At 50.9% G+C, this 7,564-nt stretch carries 10 protein-coding genes; all 10 read right to left on the reverse strand.

Going from position 1 to position 7,564, the window contains the following annotated elements:
* The coding region (locus tag Q0614_RS08640) for an NAD(P)H-binding protein (protein WP_298788050.1) at positions 1-367 on the reverse strand (367 nt) is incomplete at its 3' end.
* Positions 368-551: 184 nt separating this feature from the next.
* Positions 552-929: a hypothetical protein gene (locus Q0614_RS08645; protein WP_298788052.1), complete on the reverse strand. Its 378-nt coding sequence runs from the start codon at positions 927-929 to the stop codon at positions 552-554.
* Positions 907-1,665, reverse strand: coding sequence for an SDR family NAD(P)-dependent oxidoreductase (locus Q0614_RS08650; protein WP_298788054.1), 759 nt, complete (start codon positions 1,663-1,665; stop codon positions 907-909). Before Q0614_RS08650 ends, Q0614_RS08645 begins: the two co-directional genes overlap by 23 nt.
* Before the next feature lie 110 nt (positions 1,666-1,775).
* Positions 1,776-2,258 (reverse strand): flavin reductase, encoded by a 483-nt coding sequence (locus Q0614_RS08655; protein WP_298788056.1) that lies wholly within the window; start codon positions 2,256-2,258, stop codon positions 1,776-1,778.
* Positions 2,259-2,513: 255 nt separating this feature from the next.
* Positions 2,514-3,005, reverse strand: coding sequence for a hypothetical protein (locus Q0614_RS08660; protein WP_298788058.1), 492 nt, complete (start codon positions 3,003-3,005; stop codon positions 2,514-2,516).
* Positions 3,006-3,026: 21 nt separating this feature from the next.
* A complete protein-coding gene (locus Q0614_RS08665; protein ID WP_298788060.1) occupies positions 3,027-4,610 on the reverse strand; it encodes a tannase/feruloyl esterase family alpha/beta hydrolase in 1,584 nt (527 codons plus the stop codon).
* A 119-nt stretch (positions 4,611-4,729) separates the two neighbouring features.
* Positions 4,730-4,900 carry a hypothetical protein gene (locus Q0614_RS08670; RefSeq protein WP_298788062.1) on the reverse strand — a complete coding sequence of 57 codons (171 nt, stop codon included), beginning with the start codon at positions 4,898-4,900 and terminating at the stop codon, positions 4,730-4,732.
* Positions 4,901-5,009: 109 nt separating this feature from the next.
* On the reverse strand, positions 5,010-5,261 hold the full coding sequence (locus Q0614_RS08675; RefSeq protein WP_298788064.1) for a hypothetical protein: 252 nt from the start codon (positions 5,259-5,261) through the stop codon (positions 5,010-5,012).
* Positions 5,262-5,269: 8 nt separating this feature from the next.
* Positions 5,270-6,160 carry an MFS transporter gene (locus Q0614_RS08680; protein WP_298788066.1) on the reverse strand — a complete coding sequence of 297 codons (891 nt, stop codon included), beginning with the start codon at positions 6,158-6,160 and terminating at the stop codon, positions 5,270-5,272.
* A gap of 568 nt (positions 6,161-6,728) precedes the next feature.
* A partial coding sequence (locus Q0614_RS08685) for a bifunctional hydroxymethylpyrimidine kinase/phosphomethylpyrimidine kinase (protein ID WP_298788067.1) occupies positions 6,729-7,564 on the reverse strand: 836 nt, incomplete at its 5' end.

Genomic DNA, 7,564 nt, shown 5'->3' on the forward strand with positions numbered 1-7,564 from the left:
AAAAGTTTGGCGAACCCTCGCTCGCACCTAGAGATGATACGAGCACGAAGCGCCGCACGCCCGCCGCTTTGCCCCACTTCGCCGCCGCATAGACGTAGTCCACATCCACGCGTAAAAACGCCTCGCGCGAGCTCGCCTGCTTCATCGTCGTGCCAAGCGCGCAAAAAATTTCGTAGAATTTATGCGGCGCGATATCCGAGATACCCTCAAAATCAATGACCTGCGCGCGAAGCTTAGGGTGGCAAAAGCCTATCTCGCGGCGTACCCACGCCTCTACCTCATCGTAATCCGGGCTATCACAAAGCTCGCGCACCAACTCCCTGCCTACGACGCCCGTAGCGCCCAGCACCAAGGCGGATTTACCCATTTTTCGCTCCCTGAATTTCTTTAAATTTTAACGCGCTTTGCGGTCAAATTTTATCTGCACGGCGTAAAATTCCATGAAATTCCATACCGAGTATCGTCCGCGCGGTAAAATGAATTAGAATTTTAAAGATGAGGCGGCGCAGCATCTCGCTACAGCCCGCTTAGTCGTAAAATTTCAGCTAAGTTTAGCGTGCTTTTTTGCAGTATTTTTTCTCATAGGGCATTAGCTCGCAAAGCCGCGCATATAGCCTCTTTATCTCCGCTTCGCCCGCATCTAGCCGCTCCGTATCGTAGATGTCCGCTAGCATAAGGCAGCCCGCGAGCATTTGCGTCTCGTAGCAGTTTTTCTTAAGCGCCTCTATCGCGTCCGAAAAGCCGTAAGGCGCCGACGAGCTAAATTTTGGATTAAATTTAACGCGGATTTGTTGTTTTATAAAATTCCAAAGCCTGAAATTTAATCGTACGGTGCAGACGATACGCGAAATTTTATACAGCGTATTGTGCGGCACGGCTCGTCGCGCGACGCATAATGCATAAATTTTAGCGTTTGCCTGCGTAGTCAAATCGCGCAGCTTGCAGGCTAAACTCAAAACTGTTTCGATCCACCGCGCCCACGCATGCGTCGCTATCATAAAGCGCAAGCAGAAATTCCGCCATCTCCCCGCTTGAATGATAGCGCTTAAAAGCCGCGTCGTAGTCGTAATCGGCGTCATCCGTCGCCACGGGACCGAATTCCGTCCTAGTCGCGGCGGGCGCTAGAACTTTAGCCTGCATTTTGGCGTCTTTATCCTTCGCTAGCTCGTAGTGCAAGCCCTCGGTAAAGGCGCTTACGAAAAACTTGCTCGCGCAGTAGGTGACGGCGTTTGGAACCATGCTGTAGCCACCCGCGGAGGAGATATTGATGAGCTGGGCGGGCTTGCGCTTGTAGTCGCGTACGAAGAGGTGGCTTAGCAGCGTGAGCGAAATGACGTTGAGCTCCAGCATCTGCGAAATTTTGGATAGATCGCGCTCGCCGACCGCGCCGTAATCTCCAAAGCCCGCGTTATTTATGAGCGCCTTTAGCTCGTAGCTTTTTAGCTCGTCCCAAAGCGCTAGGACGTTCTCGCTGCGCGCAAGGTCGCAAATTTTAACGACTACGTCCGATTCGGGCGCGATCTGCGCGATCTCGTCCTTTAAACTTTGCAGAAGCTCCGCTCTGCGCGCGATTAGGATCAAATTTTCTCCGAGCCTAGCAAACGCCTTTGCCGCGGCTGCTCCGATACCAGAACTTGCGCCGGTGATGACGATATATTTTTTCATTTTCTATCCTTTTTTAGATTCTTTAGTTTGAAATTTTACCGAAGCTAGCCGCGTATTTACGCGTGCGCTCGTCTTAAATTTACAAATTTGCCGGCATTTTGCAAGGCGGTTTATTCCTCGCTTATGGGCGTGCGCTTAGTATCTACCGCTTTGCTGTCCAGATAATACCGACCGCCGGCGACGTAGTGAAGCGTTTTTAGCTCGTCAGGGATCTTTTCAAACAGCCAGCGTCCGCCGTCAAATATCCGCTCGTCCGCATACGCCGCGACGACCTCGCCGATGAAAAGATCATAGCTCTGCTCGTTATGAGGCTCGGGGATACGCTTGCAAACGAGCCATGCGGCGCAGCCCGCGATCAGCGGTACGCGGGAGTCATCTTTATAAAAAATTTCCACGTTTTTCATCTTGTCCGCGTTATCAAAGCGCGAGTTGTTCTCGGCGCCCAGCTCGCTAACTAGCTCCGCCTGCGCGGCCGTGGGGATCTGCACGGCGAAATACCCGCTCTTTTCGATGAGCGTCCCCGCGCATGAGCCGTTGTGCGGCACGATGGTAACCTTGTCGTAGTCAAGCGCCTGCGCCCACGTTATCGCCATCGCATTGACGTCGCCATCGTATTTGGCCGATACGAGCGTAGTCGCGCCTGGGTTTGGGATATGATTTTTGTAGATCTACTTTTATGACCTCAATTTTTGCTCCTTTGATTAAATTTTTATAGACGGCAGATACCGCGAATAATCGAATCAGCTTGGTATTGATTTGCCCTAAATTTACGTCTTAGCCTGCTGAGCAGGCCTAAGTCCTGGCGCGTTTGGATTAAATTTCTCCGCGGCGCGCGAAATTTGGCTGACTTAAAATTTCACCCGCTGTTTTCTGTGGATCTTATAGCTCTTGCCGCTTTTTAGCAGCGAAATTTTGCCGTCCTTCGAGACGTAGCAGCCACCCTTAACTTTGCTTAAAATTTCGCTCTGCGGCAAGCTCGCCCAAAAGATTTCTACCCTGCTTTTATCCGCGGAAAATATCCCGTAGATCGCAAGCGTAGCGTTATCAGGGTCGTCCAGCCTCACGTCCGCGACATCAAAAACCTGCACGCAGCCATTCTTGATCTTTGAAAAGCTCTGCCCCGCGGCAACCAAGCAGCCGTGCTCGTCTGTGCCGCCGCCTACCATCGGCCCCTGCACCGCGGGCACCTTGCAGACGCCCTCACTAGCGCCGCAGTCCGCAGCCGCCGCTTCGCCCCTCTTATCCATTGCATTTGCCGCCTTGCCCAGCTTTGCATCGTGCGCCGCGCAGCCGCACAAAAGCGCCGCTGTAAAGGCCGCGATTAAAATTTTACCTCTCATCTTTACTCCTTTAAATAAATTTTATCTGCATTCAAAGCTACTCGCGTTATTTTCGTTGCCGCCTACGTAGATAGCGACTTTTGGATACGCGCAGATCGATATCTGCTTGCCAGCGCGACTCGTGCTTTTGCCTAGCAGGCTAGATGGAGCCGTTCCCTGCTCGCGCCACGCTTCAAGCGCGCTTAGCGGATCGACGTCATCGATGCCGTTACCGCCGCCACAGTGATTCATCCCAGGCAAGGCAAAAAATCGCGCAAATTCGTCCGCATTCGCGTTCGTTTCCACTAGCTTTTTAAACCAATCGCGCTGATCCATCACCGAAAATACGGGATCGGAAACGCCCGTTACGATGATGAGTTTACCGCCGTTAGCGCGGAAGCTATCTAGCCTGGTCGAAATCGCATCGTTTATCGCCGCGGTTTCGAATGTTCGCTCTACGTCCTTATCGAAATCAAATTTCATCAGATCAAACTCCGGTTGCGGCGGCGTCAAGAAATAATAATTCATCGAACCCTTCGAGAGCACGATATTTCTAGCATTTGGCTCTGCCGTTTGCGAGTCGCCAAGCTTCCACATGCGCCAGCCGGGCTGATTTACTCCGGCATCGTAAAACCAGCCGCTGTAAATTTGCTCGCCCTTGCTGTTTTTTGCGCCCTCAAATATCGCTTTTATCGCAGAAATTTTTTCTTTAGCTAGATCAAGTCCGCTGGGATCGAACTTGCAACGCTCCCAAGCGCCGATGATTCCGTCTTTTAGGCCGTCTAGCGCATCGCATTTATCCAAAACCGCCCTGCTTAGCTTATCCAGATCCTCCTGCGTAAGGGCGTTTGCAAAAATTTTCTCTCCAGCGGCATTTTTAGGCGCGATATTCATCAACTGCTTATTATCCCACTGCTCCGCGATCGCCGCGCGCGAAAGCCTAAAGCCCGGATTTGCCGCGATCACGCCGTCAAATTCCAGCGGATACCTCTGCGCCGCCATCAGAGCCGAGCGTCCGCCGTTTGAGCAGCCCATAAAGTAGCTGTGCGCGGGTGCTTTTTTATACGCCGCAAAAACCAGCTGCTTTGAGACGCTCGCGACCTTGCCGATGGCCTGATATGCATAATCTAACCGCGCCTGTTGCTCAAGTCCGAACTCGGGCGTAGGCGTAGGGTGCCCCGAATCAGTCGTGACGACTGCATAGCCCCTCATAAGCGCGGGCGTTGCGGTGCTAGTGCGGATAGGCACGGCGCCAAGAGCCGGCGCTACAAAGCCGTCCAAACCGCCTCCGCCCTGAAATAGCAGTTTGCCGTTCCAATCGCCTGGCAAGCGCAGCTCAAATTTTATGCCGTAATGCTTGCCGTCCGAGCCCGTGCGCGAGGCTATCTCGCCGCGCACGATGCAGTGCGGCTCCGCTTTTAGCGTCTTTTTCGCTCCGCCAGTTAGCGCAGACATCCTATCGGCGCTGATTTCGCCGCTTTGATTCCAGATCGCTTTACTGATCTTTGTATCGTAAATTTTCGTGCCCTTTAGCGCCGCGCAAGCCCGCTCGTCAAAATCGCTCGCAAGCGCTCCCTGTAAGCCCAAAGTAGCCGTAAAGGCCGCAACTAAAATTTTATATTTCATTGCCGCTCCTTTTGAAATTTTATTAATCATAATTTTAACATAAAAATTTATCGTGATTTTACTGCGTTTATAAAAAATGATGGAATTCCGCACTAAACGGGGCGGAATTCCAAATTTAGCTAGAAGAGCGAAGCGCCCGAGCGGTCCGCGGGATCGGGCTCACCCGCCGCGCAATTTCGCAAATCGCAGCGGAATACTTCGATCGCCCAAAACCAAACCGCGTGCCCAAAAAATTCCGAAACAAACTCATACCACGGAAGCTGAAAAAGCGGCAGCGTGATGCAATGCACCGCGATATTTACGACGATGCCAATGCGGCGCCCTGAAATAGCCTAATTTTATGAAATTTCTCGGCAGCGAAGTGTGCCTAATTTTAAATTCTGCTATTGTTGCGGAGCATTAAATTTCACGCGTGCCCTTAAAGTTCGCACGGTAAAAAATCAGCAGCGTGGCGGCTAACGCGGCAAAGCCGCAAAATAGCCCTTGATAGCTTAAATATTCAAGCGCCCTGCCACCTACGGCAGTACCGATGCCGCCTCCGAAAAATATCGCCGTGCCTATGATCCCGGAGGATAGACCCTTGGCGGAGCCACAACGAAGTGCCGCGCTTGCTAGGACGGACTGCGCGCAAACATAGCCAAATCCCAGCAAAAACGTCCCTACATATGCGGTGGCAGCGAAGCAACTCGCCAAAAGGCACAGCGCCGAAGCGGACGCCAAAAAGCCGAGGGATAGAATTTTTTTGGCGGCAACTTCTCTTTTAAATATCTAGCAGCGTTTCCTGCCAAAAAGCAAGCGACGCCGTAAAGCATAAGGCAAGCTCCGGCGAAATTTGAGCTCAAACCCAGCTTTTTAAGCAGATAAGCACCTATGAATGAATACGCCCCAAGCACGATTGCGCCGTTACATAAAGCCAAAAAATAACTTCTCAAAAGCGCAGCATCGCCGCGCAAGCTGGCTAGGGATTTTACAAAGCTTTCGCCTCCATTTTTCGGAGCGTCTTTGAAATTTAGCGTAAATAGTGATACGAAAGATACTGCAGACAGCGCAGAAAAGGCTAAAAATATCTCCCTCCAAGAAAATCTAGCCACTGCCCATCCGCCTAAAGCCGCACTCAGCCCCTGCCCTAAAAATACCGAACCCAGAAATATCGCTACGATTTTTTGTCTATCCTTATCGTCATATGCATCGCCTATAACGCCGAGGCAGACGGCGATTATACCCGCCGCCGCGCATCCCGTGCAAAAACGAAATAAAACAAGCCACGCTAAACTTTTTGCAGTAGAGCAAAGAAGCGTAAATATCGCCAAAAAAAGCATTAGCGAGATTAAAATTTTACCTCTGCCGTAGCGATCGCTAAGATGTCCGTAAACCGGCTGAAGTAAGCCATAGGGGATCAGATATGCCGTCAAAACTGTCGAGGCTGCGCTTACCTGCACCCCAAACGTATCTGCGATGCTAGGTAGTAGTAGCGATGCGATCCAGTTATCTGCGGCAGAGATTATCCCTGAGACGATGATTAAGAGTAGTAGTCCTTTTTTGCAGCGCATTTTAAATTCCTAAATTTACGTAATTTTAGCCATTATAACTCTTTTGCTAGAAAATTTGGAATTTTAGTAAGCTCAGCGAATATGAGACGACAGGCATGGATCGCTAAGTTCGCAGCAAGGACGCAATGCTGCGGCAAGTATAGCGCAATGGTCGGACATACAATGCGATGCATCTACCTTGAGCAACGCGAGCAGTGAATGAATGACTAGTTTATATTTATAATCCACTTTTTTCGCACATAAAGACCTATAAGAAATAACGCAAATTTAACAATGCCACGAAGCAGAGCTATAGCATAAGGCAAATAAGGAAAGCCCTAACTTGCAACGCGAACCCTACAATAAAATTCAAAAATTCTTTAGAATTCTACGCGGATTATGATGCCTAAAAATCAACTAAAATTTTAAGCGCACTACTCCCGCAACACGCTTTTTAGCCACGCTATCCCGCCGTTTATCACAAGTCGCGACGAGCCATTTGGACGATCCCGTGCCGCTAGATTAAATTTAATAGCAGCGGAGCTTTGAAATTTTACGAATGCGGGGATTTCAACGAGCACTTGAAATTTTAGTCTCGAGAGATGATTTTGATTTCATTCGCGCAAGATCCGCCAAAGTCCGCGCCGAAGGGATCTTGGACCGTAAAATAATGATCTATCGCGCCGCATCCGTGCCCGATCTGCTCACCCCAACCCAGCGCCCTGCACACGAAGCCCTTGGCATGGGCGACGGCTGCGGGCAGACTAAGCCCCGCCGCCAGCGCGCACGCGATCGCGCTTGAGAGCGTGCAGCCCGTGCCGTGGGTGTTGCGCGTAGCTACTTTGGATGCGGAAAACTCATAAAATTTGCCGTTTTCGTACAAAATATCGACCGCTAAATTTCTCAAATCCCCACCCTCGCCGCTCGGTTTAAAACCTATATCTAAAGACGCTGCGGATAAATTTTGTTCAAAAGAAGGCTCCACGCTCGCCGTTAAATTTCCGCCTCCGCTGGTAAAATTTTTACCCGCGAAATTTGCGCTCTTCGTCGAGCTCGCAGAATTTTCGCATGCGCCATTTTCGCCCGTCTCGCGCTGCGAAGCATTAAAATTTCGCGCTGTATTCATTCCCGCCGCGCCGCAAGCCTCGCTCGCAGCCGTCAGATCGCCTCCTTTAATCAAAATCGCGCCGCCGAAAAACTGCGAAATTTTAACCGCTGCGGCGCACATATCGGCTAAACTTGAAATTTTCATCTCCGCCAAAACCTCAGCCTCGCGCACGTTGGGCGTGATAATCTCCGCAGCGGGGGCCAGCTTATATTTTAGCGCATGTAGCGCGCTTTGTTTCATCAAAACTCCGCCGCTGGTGGCAACCATCACGGGATCTAAGACGACGTTTTTCGCGTCGTGATTGCTCAGGCTCTTTG

It is taken from the genome of uncultured Campylobacter sp., assembly GCF_937997595.1.
Classification (GTDB): domain Bacteria; phylum Campylobacterota; class Campylobacteria; order Campylobacterales; family Campylobacteraceae; genus Campylobacter_B.

Coding starts and splice junctions, on each gene's coding strand:
- Q0614_RS08650 (WP_298788054.1), bottom strand. CDS start 1,665: ATGAAAAAATATATCGTCATCACCGGCGCAAGTTCTGGTATCGGAGCA.
- Q0614_RS08655 (WP_298788056.1), bottom strand. CDS start 2,258: ATGGCGATAACGTGGGCGCAGGCGCTTGACTACGACAAGGTTACCATC.
- Q0614_RS08660 (WP_298788058.1), bottom strand. CDS start 3,005: ATGAGAGGTAAAATTTTAATCGCGGCCTTTACAGCGGCGCTTTTGTGC.
- Q0614_RS08665 (WP_298788060.1), bottom strand. CDS start 4,610: ATGAAATATAAAATTTTAGTTGCGGCCTTTACGGCTACTTTGGGCTTA.
- Q0614_RS08680 (WP_298788066.1), bottom strand. CDS start 6,160: ATGCGCTGCAAAAAAGGACTACTACTCTTAATCATCGTCTCAGGGATA.